This window comes from Paraburkholderia sp. BR10936 (genome assembly GCF_040965735.1).
In the GTDB taxonomy this organism is placed as follows: Bacteria; Pseudomonadota; Gammaproteobacteria; order Burkholderiales; family Burkholderiaceae; genus Paraburkholderia; species Paraburkholderia nodosa_A.
Window position 1 is genome coordinate 422,306 of the sequence record NZ_JBFRCM010000002.1, and the last position, 17,081, is coordinate 439,386.

Genomic DNA, 17,081 nt, shown 5'->3' on the forward strand with positions numbered 1-17,081 from the left:
TTTTTTATGGTTTCGCGCAAGAAGACGGCTCAGTCCTGGACGAGCGGGCTGCCTTTTACAGAATATGTGAAATTAAATGAACAGCGTCTCGGTGCGCGTGCCAAACTGGCTGCTGGTCGACACCGTCGATCGAGGAGACGAAACATGCAGCGCGAAACATTCATCCGCAGCCTGGCCGAAGAAGGCTTTCCCGAGCCCGTTGTCGTGACGCGCGAAGCCGGCGTCATGGAGGTTCATTCGCATCCGTTCGAAGCGAAGGCGCTGGTCATCGAGGGCGAACTGCACATCCGCGTAGGCGACGAAGAGCGACACTACAAGGTCGGCGACGTGTTTCATCTCGCCGCCAACTTGCCGCACGCCGAGCGCTATGGGCCGCAGGGCGTGCAGTACCTGGTGGGGAGGAAGTGAGGGGGGCGCCTATGCCGCGAGGGGCCGAAGCTCCGTACGGATTCAACGGGTCGATGCAGCACACTACACCCTGCGTGAGCAGCCGAGGTGTTGCAAATGAAACAGCGACCGAGGATCCATTGCTCCGATAGCCAGCGAAGACTAATGTGGGAGCGCTGGCGCGAAGGCGACTCGCTCCCTCACCCCCGCGCCGCGATTTCCTTCTTCCACCCCGCGATGATCTTCCCGGCGAGCGCATTGTAGTCGCCGTCGAAGTGGTGATCGCCGTTCGTCTTCACGACGTCGATGCCGGTATTCGCGAGCGCCGGACACAGCGTGTCTTTCTCGCCCGCGCCATACACACATTGCACGATAGAAGGCGGCACCTTCGCGAGTTCCGGGCGCACCTGCAGTGCCTTGTCGCTGGCGGGCATGCCGAGCCAGCCCGTCACGCGAATCTGGAAGTCGGCGTCCGGCGCGAAGCCGAGCAGCGACATGTACGACACCTTCGCGCGCAACGTGTCGGGCAGACGGTTGTAGGCGAACGGCATCACGTCCGCGCCGAACGAGTAGCCCACGAGCGCGATGTGCTGCGCATGCCAGCGCGAGCCGTAAGTCTTCAGCACGCGGGCGAGATCGTGGCTCGTTTGCTCGGGCGTCCTTTCGCTCCAGAAGTAGCGCAGCGCGTCCCAGCCGATCACCGAAATGCCCTGCTTTTGCAGCGCTTCTGCAATCGTCTTGTCGAGATCGCGCCAGCCGCCGTCGCCCGAGATCACCACCGCGAGCATGTCGGTGGGGTGCGCCGCGGGCAGTTCGACGAGCGGCAGGTCCGACACGTCCTCTTCGCTCTCCGTCACGACGCGCAGGTGATTCGATGTGAGCGCAACGATCTTGTCGGCGTCGGCAACGTTGGGGGCGAAGGCGCGCGGAGCGCCGGAAGTGGCTGCGTGCACATCTTTCGTCGTCACACCCTGCTCGAAGAAGCCGGGCAGGCCATTGCCGCGCGAGAGCGTGGGGTCGGCCGGGCAGGGCGCGAAGCGCGCGTCGAGCTTTGCGGCCGGATCGAGCGACACGGCGCCCGCCATCGTGTTCGCGGGCGCCTGCGAGAGCATGCGCTGTGCGATGAGCGCACCTTCGCCGCTGCCGATCGCGATCGGCGCGTAGTACTCGCTGGAGCCTAGCTGGCGTTCGAGTTGGTGGCTCAGCGCTTCGGCGTCGCTGTAGAGCTTGTGGCAGGTCTCGTTCTTCACGGCGGCGAGGTTCTGCGCATAGCGCTCCGTATCCACGCCCACGACGAGCGCGCCATGCTGCGCGAGCGCGTCGGCGCGCGTCTGGTCGGCGGCGCTCCAGTGCTTGTCCGCCGAGAACAGCACGGTGAAGCCGCGCATGGCGACACTCGGTTTCGTCACCGCGACTTCGCCGTAACGGCCGCCCGAAACGTGCATGGTCGCGGCGGAGGCGGGCGTCGAGACGGGCGTCGAAGCCGCGTTGGCGTGAACCGCGCAAAACGCCAGCGCAGCGGCGCCCGCTGCCGTGCCTGCAATGCGCGGCAGCCTGGGAATACGGAATGTCATGAGCGCCAGCCTCCTGCCAGCAGCGATAGATCAGCGAGAGTGATGAACACGCTGATCGAGCCAGAGGCGGCCAGATAGCGTGGTTCCCAGCGCGGCGCGAACTTGTTCTTGAAGCCGCGCAGCCCCCGGAAGTTATAGAAGCGGCCGCCGAAGCGCCAGATGAAACCCGCGAGCCGGTGCCAGGACGACGCGAGCGGCGAAGGGCCCATGCCCGAGAGCGGCGCCATGCCGAGCGAGAGCGACTGGTAGCCTGCGGCCTTCAGATGCAGCGCGAGCTGCGTGAACAGATATTCCATCGCGTAGGGCGAGGCGCCCGGCATATGGCGCATGACGCCCACCGTCGCGTCGGTGTTCAGATCGGTCGTCATGAAGGTGACGAAGGCGAGCGGCTCGCCGTTCTGACGGATGAGCAAGACGGACTGCGCGGCGAGATAGTCGTCGTCGAACGCGGCCACCGAGAAGCTTTTCTCGCGCGCTTCGCGGTCCTGCAGCCACGCGTCGGAGATCGCGCGCAGCACCGGCAGGCTCGCGCCCATCTGCGTGGGCTCGATATGTTCGATCGAAAAGCCGTCGCGTTCGCCGCGCTTGAGCGCGTAGCGCAGATGCGCGCGCTGCGGACCCTTGAGGTCGAATTCCTGCAGCATCACGCGCGCTTCCTCGCCGAGCTTCATCAGCGTGAGGCCGGCGTCGAGATAGAGCGGCAGCGCGTCGGCGCGCACCTGGTAGAACGCCGCGCGGCCGTTGTGTGCGTGCGCGAGCGTGACGAACTCGCGGATCAGCGCGGGCCACTCTTCGCGCGGGCCAACCGGATCGTGCAGCGCCGCCCACGTGCGACCGCGCTTCGCGTACATCAGGAAAGCCTTGCGCGAGGTGGAGAAGAGGAAGCTCTTGTCGCCCATCAGCGCGAGGCCCGCGTCGCTGCGTTCCTGCGCGCGCACGATACGCGCGGCCTCTTCGAGGTCTTCGCTCGGGGGCATCACGAAGCGGCCGGCGGCGGGGCGCAGCAATTGCCACAGTGCGAGCGCGGCGGCGAACACGCCGGCGCCGAGCGTGGCGCGCAGCGCGCGCGGCGCGCGGCTGTGGAAGGCGAATTGCCACCAGAGGCTTTGCGAGTACTGCACATCGCGGAACGCGAACAGCAGCACCCACACGGCGAGCGCGATCACGCAGCCGACCGAGGCGAGCCAGGCCGGCGTGAATCGCTCGCTGAACATCGACGAGTGGCGATTGAAGCGCTTGCGCGTACCAAGCAGCAGCACGATCAGCACGCACAGCACGCCCGCTTCGACGAAGGCGAGGCCCTTGGCGAGCGAGAGCGCGAGGTTGGCCACGGCGATCACGAGCGCGAGCCACCAGGCGGCGTCCAGACGCCGCAGCAGACCGCGCGCGACGAACAGGAGCAACACGCCGAAGAGGCTGCCCATCAGCTGCGAGCTTTCGAGCACCCAGAGCGGCACGATGGTTTGGAGCAGCGCGATGCGCTTGGAGAACGCGGGTGTGGCGCCCGAGATCACGAGCATGCTGCCGGTCACGAACGTCACGATGGCGAGGAAGAGCGGCGCGAGTTGCGAGACGCCATCGGCGCCGCGCTTCGCAAAGCGGGCGCCGAGCGGTGTCTTGAGCGCGCGGCCCTCGAATACGGCGAGCACCGCGGCGGCGAGCGCGAGCGGCGCGCCGAAGTAGATCGCGCGATAGGCGAGCAGCGCGGCAAGCACCTTCGAGGTCGGCACGCTCGGCCCGAGCGCGTAGACCATCGCGGCTTCGAACACGCCGATGCCGCCGGGCGTGTGGCCGATCAGGCCGAGCAGCATGGCGGCGCAATACACGGTGAGGAAGTCGGTGAAGCCGAGAAGCGCATGCGGCATGACCGACCAGAGCGCGAGCCCGGCGCCGACCACGTCGAGCGCGGCCAGCAGCAGCTGCGCGACGAGGTCGCGCCGCGCCGGCACCGAAAAGCGCAGCCATGCGCGGCCGAACGGCTCGATCTCGCGCGCGCTTGCGGGGCAAACGATGACCATCACCGCGCCGCAGCCGAGCACCACGCCGCCGATCAGGCGCAGTTCGTCGGGCGAGAGGTGCAGCAGACCGGAGAGCGTGCTTGCGGCGCCCACCATGCCGAGCGCGGTCATGAACACGAGCGCGAGGGCGAGCGTGACGCTCGTGAACACCGTCATGCGGCCGATCTGCGCGGCGGTGACGCCCGCGCCGCCATACACGCGGCAACGCACGGCGCCGCCCGTGAGCGCGCCGAAGCCGGTCACGTTGCCGAGCGCCGAGCCGGCGATCGCGCCGGCCCACAACGCGCCGCGCGAGACGCGCGCGCCGAGGTAGCGCAGGCCCACGGCGTCGCGACCGACCAGCGCGACGAAGCTCACGGCCGTGGCGGCGAGGGCGCCGACCCATTGCGCGGGCGTGAGCGTCCAGAGCTGGCGGATCACCGAGTGGTAGTCGACCGTGCGAGAGAGGTGCTGGAACACGACCAGCAGCAGCGCGCAGATACCGAGCGCGAACACCGGCGCGACAAAGCGCTGCAGGTGCAGGGCACCGGCACGGCGGCGCAGCGCCCCGAGGGCGCGCGCCGCGCGCGAAGAATGCGATTGGGACATGGATCGGTCTGGTGGCTCTCTGCGATGTCGCCGTATCGACTGTTACAGCTTCCCCGGCGGTGACATCGTGTTTATTCGCGTTTTGCGCTTACGTTCTTTCGAGGCCGGGTCTCGCGCATCACGCGCGCGAACCGGAAATTCGAGCCGAATCGTAATCGTTCGGAAAGGACTAGTTAAGCTCAGCAAACGCATGGGACTACCCGCCGGTTGACGCCCCGGTGCAAGAAACCGCTATTGGGTGCAGATCAATTCGACGCGATGACGCGTCGTAACTAGTGGATTTAATTAGGGAATAATCTTTTTGCGATTGATGTTTGCAGGGCCAGATTAACAGGCGGCCAGAACGGCAAGGTAATCGTTAACTTGTGAGTAATGGGCGGGCGCAGATCGCATGCTGAAACGCGCGCCGAGTGGGCTGGTTCGCCGAAAGCCTTGCGTGGCGGGCGTTGCAGGCACTCCTGGTTGGCAGCCGGAGATGATGTTTTGGGTGTTAACCGGGCACTTTCTGAAATCGCTGTCACTAATTCGAGACAGCTCGTTTAATCCTTTTACAATGCTCGACGGGCGAGTTAGTCTGCTTTGGTCAAGAGTTGTTTTACCGTGCCGGGAGAATGACGTGAAAAGACTAGCCTTGACTTCCCTTTCACTGGCCGCGCTCGGGGTTGCTGGCACGGCTCAGGCACAGACTAGCGTGACGCTGTACGGCACCATCGACACCTCGATTACCTACGTCAATCACGCCGACGGCAGCAAGAACCTCTGGACGCTCGGCAACAGCAGCTTCGGCAATCTCTCCGGCTCGCGATGGGGTTTGAAGGGCGCTGAAGATCTCGGTGGCGGCCTCAAGGCGATCTTCCAGTTGGAAAGCGGCTTCAACCCGTCCACAGGCGCGCTTGCGCAGGGCGGCAGGCTGTTCGGCCGACAGGCATACGTGGGCTTGACGGCCGAGCAGTACGGGTCGCTCACGCTCGGGCGGCAGTATGACCCGCTCATCGACCTCGTGCAGGGCATCACGGCCGACAACTATTTCGGCTCCGTGTTCGCAACGCCCGGCGACGTCGATAACTACGACAACAGCTTCCGCGTGAACAACGCCGTCAAGTACACCACGCCCGTATGGAGCGGCCTCCAGGCTGCGGCGATGTACTCGTTTGGTGGCATCGCGGGTTCGACAGGCGCCGAGCAGTCGTACTCGGCGGCGGTCAACTACACCAACGGTCCGCTCGCGCTGGCAGGCGGCTACTTCTACGCGGCGAACAGCCAGGCCGTCAACGGCATTCGCACCGGCGGCTGGACGAGCACCTCGGACGGCACCTTCGACGGCCCGATCAACTCCGGCTACGCTACGGCACACTCGCTCACCATTGCGCGCGCGGCGGCGCAGTACCAGCTCGGCCAGTTCACCTTCGGCCTCGGCTACAGCAACGCGCGCTACTCGCCCGATGCGAGTTCGGTGTTCCGCGAGACGCAAAAGTACAACACCGGCCAAGGCTTCATGAACTATCAGCTGAACCCGGCGCTGCTGCTCGGCATTGGCTACAGCTACACGCATGCCAACGGCGATACGTCGGCGAATTACAACCAGGTGTCGCTCGGCGCGGATTACAGCCTCTCGAAGCGCACGGACCTTTACATGACGGCGGCCTGGCAGCATGCGAGCGGCGATACCGGGAACGGTACGGGCGGCTCGATGCCGGCCGAGGCTTCGGTCGGCTCGTACGGTTACTCGGGCACCTCGAACCAGACCATCGTGAACTTCGGGCTGCGGCACAAGTTCTGAGCGACGGCCTCGATCGACAACGCCGGATGCGCCAACTGGGCGGCGCATCCGGCGTTTTGGCGTGTGCGGCCCTGGGTTCGGCTCAAGGCGCGTCAAGCGTCAGGGCATCGCGCGTCACGCCTCGCGCGAACGCCGGAGCGTGAGCAGCGCAAGCCAGGCGGCGAGGCGCTCCATACCGCGCCGCACGCCCGCGAACGGCGGCTGCCATGCGCTCGTGATGCTCACGCGTGCCGGCAAGGCGGCCTCAGTGCTGAGCCAGATACGTTCGCCACGCTCGAGCCGAAGCGTCTCGCCCGGTTGCACCCAGTGGTCGTAGGGCGAGCGGGCGCGCGTGACCCATACCTGGGCTACCTGAACACGCAGCGTGGCTGATGCGCTCACGCGCCAGGTGACAGTGCGCATGGGCGGCACGGCGAAGTGGACCGACTGGACGGGCAACGGATCGTCGAGACGGTCGGTTGCGTCCGCAACGGCGTGCGGCGCGGATTGTGGGGCGGGCTGTAAAGCGGGTTGCGAAGCGGTCAGTGAAGCTGCCTGAAAAGCGTCATCCATCGTTTTCTCCAGTTTTTGGAGCCGACGGACGGAGCGCTATCACCCAGAAAGACAAAAAGCCCCGTCGATGCCGGCGGGGCTTGTGATTTGCGTGACGACAGACTGCTAGTACGCACACCATCCCCGTGGGTTACCCGTATGGGTTTTCCACGGATGATTCATCGTGTTTGCGATGACGAGGCGGGTGGAGGACGTGTGCATGGCTTGAGTGTGCGGGGTGCCTTGCAGCGCTGTCAACCGGAAATGCTTAAATGGGCTTTGGCAGCCGCAGTTTGTGTTGCGTGCGAGTCTCGTTCGCACCTTTGCATGACGCGATCGTGCCCTTCGATGGCATATCCTCTTGCGGGCAGCACCGTTTTCTCACTAGGATTGGTTGTTTTTTATGGATATCCGTCGAACCGTCCCACAATGTGGGGGGCGTACTCCCTGATACGCCTCGCGGCATCGACGTGTTGTGTGGAAACGACTGCATCTGATATATCACATACAGAATATTGCTTTTTGTGGCGACGCAACATATGATTGAGTTATTCGATTACTCAATCATGCGGAGCTTCAAATGGATTTCGTTTCTCTCGCACTGTTCGGTGCAGCGGTCGTGGGTCTGGGTGCAGCTGCTACGGTCATGATCGCCAGGTGGCTGCCGCAGTCCGCCATTGAGCAGGCTGCGCAGCATGGCCGGTACGCTGGTTTGGGCGAAGCACCGCGCGCCAGGGCCGTTCGTCGTGCACAATTCGGTCCGCGAATCCGTCCGCAGGTCGGAAAAGAGGTAATCAATGTCGTCAGAACAAACTGAAGTTGTAGCAAGCCGGGAAGCGGCGCCGCTCAAGCTGGCGCTGCAGCCCATCAACGCCACACTGAGCCTGCGCGATCAGGCTTATGCCATGCTGCGCCAGGCCATTGCCGACGCCGATATCTACCAGTCGCGCGAGGAAATCCGGCTCGACGAGCGCGTGCTGAGCGAATCGCTCGGCGTGAGCCGCACGCCGGTTCGCGAGGCCATGACGCTGCTCGAGCAGGAGGGCTTCCTGCGCATGGTGCCGCGCCGCGGCATCTATATCGTGCGCAAGAGCAAGCGCGAGATCGTCGAGATGATCCAGATGTGGGCCGCGCTCGAAAGCATGGCCGCGCGTCTCGCCACGATCCACGCCACCGACGAGGAAATCGCGCGGCTGCGCCACATGTTCGACGACTTCCGCGACAGCACGCCCGCCGAACACATCGCCGAGTACTCGGACGCCAACATCGCGTTCCACCAGGCGATCGTCGAGCTTTCCCGCTCGCAGATCATCCTCGACACCATCAAGAACATCTTCGTGCACGTGCGTGCCATCCGCCGCATGACGATTTCGCAGAGCGACCGGGCTTCGCGCTCGATCGTCGATCATCTGCGCATCATCGAGGCGCTGGAGAAGCGTGACACCGAGCTGGCGGAAAAGCTCGTGCGCCAGCATTCGCTCGATCTCGCGGCTTATGTCGAGAAGAACTGCGATTTTCTGGATTGACGCAGGCGGCTGACGCCGCCTCTAGGCAAAACGGGAGACCTTCGGGTCTCCCGTTTTGCGTTTACGTTCTTTCGCGTCCCATCACGCTCATTCATCACGCGTCGGCAGAACGGCCTCCGACAGCCGACTTTATGCGCATCAACCCCTGGCATCCCTGACCAAATCCCGGTGCGAGGCAGCCATCCTTTACACGGAATCTGGCATATCAGATGCGGCAAATGTTCGGGGTTTTCCCTCGTGTGCGCCGCGTCAATGCCACCGAACTTGCACCAAAGCCATGCTGGATAAGGCTTCGACGCGATTCTAATGGCATTCCCGATGGGCAATTCTCCTCTTGCTTCGTTGTGATATATCACATACCGTATTGCTCAAGGACGCAGATGACGCGCCATCGCGCGAAACGCCTCTGCCCACGCAACCCCACCGATTTTCGAAAACTCGCCCGGCCACGATTAGATAAGGAGACATGACATGGGCAAGGCATTGAACGGCGTGCGCATCCTCGATTTCACGCACGTGCAGTCGGGACCCACCTGCACACAACTGCTCGCCTGGTTCGGCGCGGACGTGATCAAGGTAGAGCGCGTAGGCGCAGGCGACATCACGCGGGAGCAGCTGCGCGACCTGCCGGACGCGGACAGCCTTTACTTCACGATGCTCAACGGCAACAAGCGTTCGCTCACGCTCGACACGAAGAACCCGCAAGGCAAGCGCGTGCTGGAGCGGCTCATTCGCGATTGCGACGTGCTGGTCGAAAACTTCGCGCCGGGCGCGCTCGAGCGCATGGGTTTCAGCTGGGAACGTATACAGACGCTGAACCCGCGCATGATCGTCGCCTCGGTGAAGGGCTTCGGCCCCGGCCCGTACGAGGACTGCAAGGTCTACGAGAACGTCGCGCAGTGCGTGGGCGGTGCGGCGTCGACGACAGGCTTCGACGACGGCCCGCCGGTCGTCTCCGGCGCGCAGATCGGCGACAGCGGCACGGGCCTGCATCTCGCGCTCGGCATCGTGACCGCGCTCTATCAGCGCACGCACACGGGGCGCGGCCAGAAGGTGCTTGCGGCCATGCAGGACGGCGTGCTCAACCTGTGCCGCGTGAAGCTGCGCGACCAGCAGCGGCTCGAGCGCACCGGCGTCATGAAAGAGTACCCGCAGTATCCCAACGACGGCTTCGGCGAGGCCGTGCCGCGCGCCGGCAATGCGTCGGGCGGCGGGCAGCCGGGCTGGATTCTCAAGTGCAAGGGGTGGGAGACCGATCCGAACGCCTATATCTATTTCATCGCGCAGGCACCCGTGTGGGACCGCATCTGCAAGCTGATCGGGCGCGAGGAGTGGATCGACGATCCGGACTACGCCACGCCGAATGCGCGCCTGCCGCGCCTGAAGGCGATCTTCGACGAGATCGAGCACTGGACCATGCATCGCACGAAGTTCGACGCAATGGCCGTGCTCAACCGCTACGACATTCCGTGCGGCCCGATTCTCTCGATGAAGGAGATCGCCAGCGACGAATCGCTGCGCGCGAGCGGCACGATCGTCGAGGTGGATCACCCGGTGCGCGGCAAGTACCTCACGGTGGGCAACCCGATCAAGCTCTCGGATAGCCCGACCGAAGTCACGCGTTCGCCGATGCTGGGCGAACACACCGACGAAGTGCTCGCCGAATTCGGCTACACGAAGGACGAGATCCACTCGCTGCGCGCGTCTGGCGCCGTTTGAAACCGAGGAGCGAAACATGGAAACGTGGATGCGTTTGATGGCGAGCGACGGCAGCATCGTGTTCGGCCGCGTCGAGAACGGTTACCTGCACGAATACCAAGGGCTCGATCAGCCGGTGCCCACTGGCGCAGTGCTGTCGCTGCGCGCGCTTACGCCGCTCGCGCCCTGTGCACCCGGCAAGATCGTTGCGCTGTGGAACAATTTTCACGCGCTCGCCGCGAAACTCGAAAAGCCGGTGCCATCGCACCCGCTCTTTCTCATCAAGCCGCCGGCTTCGGTGATCGGCTCTTCTGAATTGATTCGGCGTCCTGCTCACTATGCGGGAAAAATCGTCTTCGAAGGCGAACTCGGCATCGTGATCGGCAAGCGCTGCCGCGATGCGAGCGTGAAGGAAGCCGAGTCGGCGATCTTCGGCTACACGATCGTCAACGACGTCACGGCAGCGGGCCTCATCACCGAGAATCCGCACTTCCCGCAATGGTGCCGCGCCAAAGGTTTCGATACGTTCTGTTGTCTGGGTCCGGCGATCGTTTCCGGGTTCGACTGGCAGCGCGCACGCGTCGTCACGAAACTCGATGGCGTGGAGCGGCAGAATTATCCGCTCGACGACATGGTGTTTTCGCCGGCGCAGCAGGTGAGTCTTATTTCTCAGGATCTGACGCTCGAACCCGGCGACGTGATTGCGTGCGGCACCTCACTCGGCGTAGGCTCGATCGTTGATGGCGCAACGGTCGAGGTCACCATCGAAGGGATCGGTACGTTGAGCAATGCGCTGGGCGCCGCGTCAGCGCAAATCGAGTCGCTTGCCGCCGTAGAGGGCGCGGCTTGACGGCCTGAAACCAAAGACGCGCGCGGCAGCGATGCCGCGCGAGGAGGAGAAATGCCGGAGCAACTGGCTGGCGACCTGGCGTGGCTGGGCGCTGGCGCGCTGTTCGCATGGCTTGGCTGTGCATTTGCACAATTGGCGGCGCTCGCGCCGGTGCGTGCGTGGCCGTTGTCGCGTTCCCGCTCCACGCCGTCCTGCGCCAGGCGCGCTGGTGCGCCGCGCAGGCATCGGCTCGCCTTCGCCATTTCGTTCGCATTGCTACTGACCGTGCCGCCCGGCGTGATCGCTGCGGGCTGGATGCATGGGCCCGACGCGACCGTCGCGGTCGAAGCCGGCGTGCTGGGCGGTTTGTGCCTCGCGGGCCGGCGCGACCTCACGCCCCGCGCGCGGACGGCGGCGCTGCTGGGGGGTGTATCGGGCGCGAGTGTCTTGATCGGCGCGTTCGTTGGTTACGTGTTGCAGCCTGAGCGGAGTGCTGGCGAACGTGTAGCGCTATTCGTCGCGGCGGCGACCGGCGCATTGCTGACCGGCGGCGCGCTGCGTTTGCTCAGCCGTGGCGCGCAAGCGAGCGGCTCGGTCCGCAGGCACGTGCCGTTCGGCCGCGGCGACCGTGTCATGCATGTCATCGCGCTGCTGCTGGGCGCTGCGCTCGGCTACGAATTCCTGAGCGCGCGAGCTTCGCCCGATTTCGAGATCTCCGTGCTGGTCGCGGCGAGCGTGCTGTGCGCAGCGCTGGGCGTGCGGCTCATGAGCGGCGCCCGGCGGCCGCGGCTCGCCCGCACGGGCGCCGTCGAGGCGTCACCGCCACGCGAGCCCTTCAGCGCAACATTCCATGCAAGTTTTGCCGGTGTGCCGGATGAACTGCTGGTCGCGGCCTGCGGCAGCGGCGCGTTCGAACCCGCCTGGCTGGCCGCGAGCGACACGCCGCACGGAAGCGGAGGGCGCGCGGGTCATCACGCGTCCCAGGATTTGCCACGGCGGCGACGCAGCCGGGGCGGTGCGCTGCGTCAGCGGCAAGGACCGCACTGACGTCTATCTGCGGGAGCAGGGGAAAACAACAGAACGCGCAATATGACGCGAATGATTAGTCATGCATGATGGTTTCTTGGCTATCCATTAAACCTTACTTATGCAAGCTCGCTTCTGACACTTTCGTAATGTTCTCGATGAGCGCCGCGCCTTCCTCCATGAGGAAGCGCTTGAACGCAAGCGCGACGGGCGGCAGGCGCTTGTTTTTCCGGTGCACGACGTACCAGTTGAGCATGACCGGGAAGCCTTCGACGTCGAGCACGGTGAGGTGACCGACCTGCAGTTCGAGGCTGATGGTGTGCGCCGAAAGAAAGGCGATGCCCATGCCCGCGATCACGGCCTGCTTGATCGTCTCGGTGCTCTGGATCTCCATGGCGATCTTGAGGTTCGTGATCTTCCCCGCGAAGCCTTCTTCCATCGAGTTCCACGTATCCGAGCCGCGCTCGCGCACGATGAACGCCTCGTTGGCGAGCGTGCTGAGCTTGATGGCGCGCTTGTTGGCGAGCGGATGCGTGGGCGCCGCAACGATCACGTACGGGTGAGGCGCAAACGGCTCGTTGATGGCGTCAGTCGCGTGGGGCGGACGCACCATCACGGCGAGATCGGTCTGATTGGTGGCGAGCTGCTGGAGCAGCTGCTCGCGGTTGTGCACGGAGAGATTGAGCGCGACGCCCTTGTAGCGGCGCGTGAACTCGGCCAGCAGGCGCGGAAAGAAGTAATCGCCGGCGCTAATGACGGCGACGTTGAGCTTGCCGCCCGAGACGCCCTTTAGCTGGCTCATCGCCTCGTCCACTTCGTGGAACTGCTGCATGATCGCGCGGCTGTAGTGGAGCATCTCCGTGCCCGCGGGCGTGAGATAGATCTTCTTGCCGAGCTGCTCGAAGAGCGGCAGGCCCGCGTGATCTTCGAGCTGCCGAACCTGCGTGGAAACGGCCGGCTGGGTGAGATGCAGCTCTTCCGCAGCACGCGAAAAACTGAGGTGGCGCGCCACGGTCTCGAAGACCTTGAGCTGGCGCAGCGTGGCGTTTCGCATCGTCATGGCCGAACCATAAAGGATACTGAATCCACATAATAACAAACTTTAATTGTGAGTAATTCAGCAATCACCCTAGCATAAGTTGAAAGGAGTCCGAATGCCGTGCAAAGCGCTCGAAGCCAGGTTCGGGTTAACGCTCGGAAATACGATTTCATAAGGGACAACACTGAGAAAAGCCCTTGTTTCACGATGTTTTCAGGGTCTGACGTAATGCCAGGGTGAATGAGGATTGACGAATATCCAATCGGATTCTTGATTCAGCTGGCGAATAAAAAACACAGCACAGCGAAGTGAAAAGCTAAAACCATAAGCCTGGATTTATGCAGACCCGTAATCATGCAGGCTGCAATGAATAGATAGCGGAGACAAGCGATATGAATGCAATCGGTCAGAGGAGCGAGAGTGGTCCGTTCTGGACGAACCGCTGGTTTCAACTGGTGGTGGGCATGCTATGCATGGCGCTCGTTGCCAATCTGCAATACGCATGGACGCTGTTCGTCGCGCCGATGAATTCGCGCCACCACTGGGGCCAGGCGGAGATTCAACTGGCGTTCTCGATTTTCATTCTGACCGAGACCTGGCTCGTGCCGGTGGAAGGCTGGCTCGTCGACAAGTTCGGCCCGCGTCCGGTCGTGGCGGGCGGCGCGGTTTGCGCAGGCCTCGCCTGGGTGATCAACTCCTACGTCACGACGCTGCCGATGCTCTACGTGTCGGCCGTGATCGCGGGTATCGGCGCGGGCGGCGTGTATGGCACCTGCGTGGGCAACGCGCTCAAGTGGTTCCCGGACCGCCGCGGTCTCGCCGCGGGCCTCACGGCCGCGGGCTTCGGCGCCGGCGCCGCCGTGACGGTGATTCCGATTGCGAACATGATCACGCGCTCCGGCTACGAGCACACGTTCTTCTTCTTCGGCGTGCTGCAGGGCGTGTCGATTCTCGTGCTCTCGCTCGTGCTCGTGAAGCCCGTGACGCGCCCCGTCGCCGCGGCGGGCCGCCGTCTCGTCTCGCGCGTCGACTACACGCCGGGCCAGATGGTCAAGCAGCCGGTATTCTGGGTGATCTATATCTGCTTCGTCGCGGTGGCCGCCGGCGGCCTGATGGCCACGGCGCAGATCGGGCCGATCGCCAAGGACTGGGGCCTCGCCCGCATTCCGATGACGGTGTTCGGCATGACGCTGCCGCTCCTCACGCTCACGCTGTCGATCGACAACATCTGCAACGGCTTTACGCGTCCGCTGTGCGGCTTCATCTCCGACAAGATCGGCCGTGAGAACGCGATGTTCCTGATCTTCGTGGGTGAAGGGCTCGCGCTGCTCGGCATGATGCAGTTCGGCACGAACCCGTATGCGTTCATGACCTTCGCCGCGCTCATCTTCCTGTTCTGGGGCGAGATCTTCTCGATCTTCCCGGCCATCTGCGCGGACACGTTCGGCAGCAAGTTCGCCGCATCGAATGCCGGCACGCTGTACACCGCCAAGGGCACGGCAGCGCTGCTCGTGCCGGTGGCCTCGGTGCTGTCTGCTACGGGCGGCTGGAGCGCGGTGTTCATCGCGGCTGCGGTCATCACGATCGCGGCGGGCGTGAGCGCCAAGTTCTTCCTCGCGCCGATGCGCAAGCGTCTGATCGAACAGAGCAGCGAAGCCAGCGGTGACGCGAGCAACGAGCCCAACGTCACGCTGGCCACGAATACGGGCGCGGGGTTGCCGCACTGGTCCAACCAAAGCGGCGAATGAGGCGCGCTGGCCCGCCATGTCGATGAACGTATCGCTCCAGCAACTCAAGGTGTTCGTCGCGGTGGCGCGGGCGCGCAGCTTCACGCGCGCCGCGCGCGAGTTCGGGCTCACGCAGTCGGCGGTGAGCCGCTGCGTGCGCGAACTCGAGGAAGCGATCGAACTCAAGCTCTTCGACCGCACCACGCGCCAGGTCGAGCTCACGCTCGCGGGCAGCGGCTTCGAGCGACGCATCGGCCGCCTGCTCGACGAGATCGAGATGGCGCTCAACGAGGGCCGCGACGCGCACCAGGCGCATAGCGGCGTCGTGCTCGTGGCGAGCAACCCGGTGCTCTCGTCGACCTGGGTGCCCGCTGCGCTCGCGCGCTGTGCAGCGGCTTTTCCTTCGCTCACGCTGCAGTTGCAGGACTTGCCGCAGGCGGCCGTGCTGCAGGCGGTCGAGCAGGGCGAGGCCGATTTCGGCGTGATCGCGGAAAGCGTGCCGTTCGCGAGCGGCAACCTCGATGTGCAACCGCTCTCGGCCACGCCGCTTTGCGCGCTCTTGCCTGCCCACCATCCGCTTGCGCTACAGGGGGCGCTGCGATGGGACGATCTCGCGCGCGAACCGCTCGTCACGCTCAATCGTGACGCTGGCTGCCGCGGCGCGGTGATGCGTGCGCTGGACGGTCTGCGGCCTGAGGGGAGGCCGCTGCAGGAGTTCGCGCACGTGGCGGGCGTGGCGCGCATGGCGCAGCTCGGCATGGGCATCGGCGTGTTGCCGGTGTGCACGGATGGCGCGCGCGGGGGGCACGCGCAGCGTGCGGGCGACGTTGCGCACGCAACGTGCCACTGGCCCGTGCCCGCGGGGCCGCTCGTCACGCGTTTGCTGCATCCGGTCGTCAACGTGACGACGATGCTCGTGCGGCGTCGCCATCGTTCGCTACGGCCTTGTGCTCAGGCGGCGTGGTCGCAGTTCATGCCGGACGGGCCAGTCGCGGACGGTTCGGACCCGGAGACCTCATCGCCGGATAGCGAAGCGTTACCGCAAACGTCCATCGACGGCTCGCCGATGCGTGGCTCGAACGGCACGCCGATGCGCGTCGCGTTGCGCGGCGCCGATACGCCGCCGCCGCTCCAGGTAACCCGCACCCACGCCCGCATCGAATAGCGCGCGTTTCTTCTTCTGCAAAGCAAAACGGATCGCTCGAAGCGATCCATTTTTGTTTTTCCAGCACCAGAACCGGGGCGTAAAAAAGCGGCGCTCGCGCCGCCCTTCGCCGCGACTTACGTTACGCCGGCTGCATCGCCATCCGCTCACGCTGCTTGACCAATGCGAGCACGGTGTCGATGGCCGGCGTCGGCTCGCCAACCAGGCTACCCATTTCCTGCACGACGGTAATCAGCGGATCGATCTCCATCGGCCGGCCGGTTTCGAGGTCGACGAGCATCGAGGTCTTGTGCGCGCCCACTGCGCCGGCACCGTCGATGCGACGCTCAACGTCCACACGGAAGTTCACGCCGAAGCGCTCGGCAATGCGCTTGCCTTCGAGCATCATCGTGCGCGCTACGGCGCGCGTGGCCGGGTCGCTGGTGATGACGTCGAGCGTGGCGTGCGTGAGTGCGCTGATCGGGTTGAAGCAGAGATTGCCCCACAGCTTGAGCCAGATTTCGTCGCGGATGTTCTCGCGGATCGGCGCATCGAACCCGGCGGCCTCCATGGCTTCATGAAGCTGGACGATGCGCGGCGTGCGCTCGCCCGAAGGCTCGCCGATCGGAAACTTCTTGCCGTACACGTGGCGAATCACGCCAGGCGCGTCGATTTCGGCCGCCGGATAGAGCACGCAGCCAATCGCGCGCTCGGGCGTGAGACGGTTCCATTGCGCGCCGTCCGGGTCGATGCTTTCGAGGCGGGTACCCGCGAACTTGCCGCCATGCTGGTAGAAGTACCAGTAGGGAATGCCGTTGGTGCCCGTGACGATGGCCGTGTGCTTGCCGAGGAGCGGCTGCATCGCGTCGATCACGCCCGCCACCGAATGCGCCTTGAGCGTAATGATGACGACGTCCTGCACGCCCAGTTCGCGCGGATCGGACGTGCAGCGCACCTTCGCCACGTACTCCTCACCGTCCATCAGCAGGCGTGCGCCGTTCTCGCGCATGGCGGCCAGATGCGGGCCGCGGGCGACGAAGCTCACGTCGGCGCCTGCACGGGCGAGTTGCACGCCCATCATGCCTCCGATAGCGCCCGCTCCAAAGATGCAGATCTTCATATTGAAACCCCAATGACGTTGAAAACCGCTTGTCCGCAGGGCGTTTCGCGAGCGATGGGGAAGCTGCCCGCTCGCCGCGCCCCCGGACGATGGT

14 protein-coding genes are annotated in these 17,081 nt (G+C 64.7%); 9 read left to right on the top strand and 5 right to left on the bottom strand.

The window, feature by feature from the left end; all coding sequences use genetic code 11:
• Positions 1 to 144 precede the first annotated feature (144 nt).
• On the top strand, positions 145 to 408 hold the full coding sequence (locus AB4Y36_RS05360; RefSeq protein ID WP_069261623.1) for a cupin domain-containing protein: 264 nt from the start codon (positions 145 to 147) through the stop codon (positions 406 to 408).
• 179 nt (positions 409 to 587) lie between these two features.
• On the opposite strand, the gene AB4Y36_RS05365 is transcribed toward AB4Y36_RS05360, so the two are convergent.
• Both AB4Y36_RS05365 and mprF read right to left on the bottom strand, forming a co-directional pair.
• Positions 588 to 1,961, bottom strand: a complete 1,374-nt coding sequence (locus AB4Y36_RS05365) for a virulence factor family protein (RefSeq protein ID WP_368682487.1) — start codon at positions 1,959 to 1,961, stop codon at positions 588 to 590.
• A complete protein-coding gene (gene mprF, locus AB4Y36_RS05370; protein ID WP_342946796.1) occupies positions 1,958 to 4,567 on the bottom strand; it encodes a bifunctional lysylphosphatidylglycerol flippase/synthetase MprF in 2,610 nt (869 codons plus the stop codon). Before mprF ends, AB4Y36_RS05365 begins: the two co-directional genes overlap by 4 nt.
• Before the next feature lie 616 nt (positions 4,568 to 5,183).
• Between mprF and AB4Y36_RS05375 the strand changes: the two genes are divergently transcribed.
• Positions 5,184 to 6,347 (top strand): porin, encoded by a 1,164-nt coding sequence (locus tag AB4Y36_RS05375; RefSeq protein ID WP_342946795.1) that lies wholly within the window; start codon positions 5,184 to 5,186, stop codon positions 6,345 to 6,347.
• Between the two features lie 114 nt (positions 6,348 to 6,461).
• Here AB4Y36_RS05375 and AB4Y36_RS05380 read toward each other — a convergent pair whose 3' ends face one another.
• Positions 6,462 to 6,899, bottom strand: a complete 438-nt coding sequence (locus AB4Y36_RS05380; protein WP_342946794.1) for a DUF2917 domain-containing protein — start codon at positions 6,897 to 6,899, stop codon at positions 6,462 to 6,464.
• Positions 6,900 to 7,458: 559 nt separating this feature from the next.
• Between AB4Y36_RS05380 and AB4Y36_RS05385 the strand changes: the two genes are divergently transcribed.
• The 5 genes from AB4Y36_RS05385 (at position 7,459) to AB4Y36_RS05405 (ending at position 11,978) form a co-directional block, all read left to right on the top strand.
• Positions 7,459 to 7,695, top strand: a complete 237-nt coding sequence (locus AB4Y36_RS05385; protein ID WP_081771534.1) for a hypothetical protein — start codon at positions 7,459 to 7,461, stop codon at positions 7,693 to 7,695.
• A complete protein-coding gene (locus AB4Y36_RS05390; RefSeq protein WP_069261627.1) occupies positions 7,676 to 8,404 on the top strand; it encodes a GntR family transcriptional regulator in 729 nt (242 codons plus the stop codon). The genes AB4Y36_RS05385 and AB4Y36_RS05390 overlap by 20 nt, the downstream gene beginning before the upstream one ends.
• 471 nt (positions 8,405 to 8,875) lie before the next feature.
• Positions 8,876 to 10,123, top strand: a complete 1,248-nt coding sequence (gene frc, locus AB4Y36_RS05395) for a formyl-CoA transferase (RefSeq protein ID WP_069261628.1) — start codon at positions 8,876 to 8,878, stop codon at positions 10,121 to 10,123.
• Positions 10,124 to 10,139: 16 nt separating this feature from the next.
• The gene (locus AB4Y36_RS05400) at positions 10,140 to 10,952 is read left to right on the top strand and encodes a fumarylacetoacetate hydrolase family protein (protein ID WP_368682488.1); all 813 of its coding nucleotides are present in this window, start codon (positions 10,140 to 10,142) and stop codon (positions 10,950 to 10,952) included.
• 51 nt (positions 10,953 to 11,003) lie between these two features.
• A complete protein-coding gene (locus tag AB4Y36_RS05405) occupies positions 11,004 to 11,978 on the top strand; it encodes a hypothetical protein (RefSeq protein ID WP_368682489.1) in 975 nt (324 codons plus the stop codon).
• 94 nt (positions 11,979 to 12,072) lie between these two features.
• Here the strand turns inward: AB4Y36_RS05405 and AB4Y36_RS05410 are convergent, their stop codons facing one another.
• Positions 12,073 to 13,017 carry a LysR family transcriptional regulator gene (locus tag AB4Y36_RS05410; RefSeq protein ID WP_110383445.1) on the bottom strand — a complete coding sequence of 315 codons (945 nt, stop codon included), beginning with the start codon at positions 13,015 to 13,017 and terminating at the stop codon, positions 12,073 to 12,075.
• A gap of 371 nt (positions 13,018 to 13,388) precedes the next feature.
• On the opposite strand from AB4Y36_RS05410, the gene oxlT reads away from it, so the two are divergent.
• Entirely contained in the window at positions 13,389 to 14,744 is a 1,356-nt protein-coding gene (gene oxlT / locus AB4Y36_RS05415; RefSeq protein ID WP_368605433.1) for an oxalate/formate MFS antiporter, read from the top strand.
• Positions 14,745 to 14,766: 22 nt separating this feature from the next.
• Entirely contained in the window at positions 14,767 to 15,888 is a 1,122-nt protein-coding gene (locus tag AB4Y36_RS05420) for a LysR family transcriptional regulator (protein ID WP_368682594.1), read from the top strand.
• Between the two features lie 121 nt (positions 15,889 to 16,009).
• On the opposite strand, the gene AB4Y36_RS05425 is transcribed toward AB4Y36_RS05420, so the two are convergent.
• Entirely contained in the window at positions 16,010 to 16,987 is a 978-nt protein-coding gene (locus AB4Y36_RS05425) for a 2-dehydropantoate 2-reductase (RefSeq protein WP_069261634.1), read from the bottom strand.
• Between the last annotated feature and the right edge of the window lie 94 nt (positions 16,988 to 17,081).